Genomic DNA, 566 nt, shown 5'->3' on the forward strand with positions numbered 1-566 from the left:
GATTACTGAGGCGGGCATTCCGCCACTACTTGTTTTACCTTTACAGCAACATATTGGTCAAGCCTCCAAGGTCTTGGTTGAAGTGGGTCAACAAGTAAAAAAAGGCCAGTTATTGGCTGAAGCAGACGGTTATATCAGTGTCGGCTTGCATGCACCCAGCTCAGGTGTGGTAGAAAGTATTGCTGAGCAAGTTGTGGCGCACCCTTCTGGTAATTCAGATTTATGTATTACCTTGAAGACAGACGGCCAGGACCAGTGGTGTGAATTGGATGCGAGTGAGGATTACTTATCTCTGGATGCTGACACAATAAGAGCGAAAGTTCGTGCTGCAGGGATTGCCGGAATGGGCGGAGCTGGTTTCCCAAGTGATGTGAAGCTTAACCCTCCAAAAGGTGCAGACATTTCTACGCTTATTCTGAATGCGGCAGAGTGTGAACCCTACATTACCTCAGACGACAGATTGATGCGTGAGCGGGCTGATCAACTTGTTGAAGGGCTTCGATTGCTGATCAAAGTGCTTCAGCCGAAAGAGTGTTTGATTGGTATTGAGGATAATAAACCTGAAG

Annotated in this window: 1 pseudogene; it reads left to right on the forward strand. The window is 47.2% G+C overall.

Going from position 1 to position 566, the window contains the following annotated elements:
* Nucleotides 1–566, forward strand: a pseudogene (locus tag A3735_RS08125) (electron transport complex subunit RsxC); the annotation flags it as partial.

This window comes from Oleiphilus sp. HI0061 (assembly GCF_001635675.1).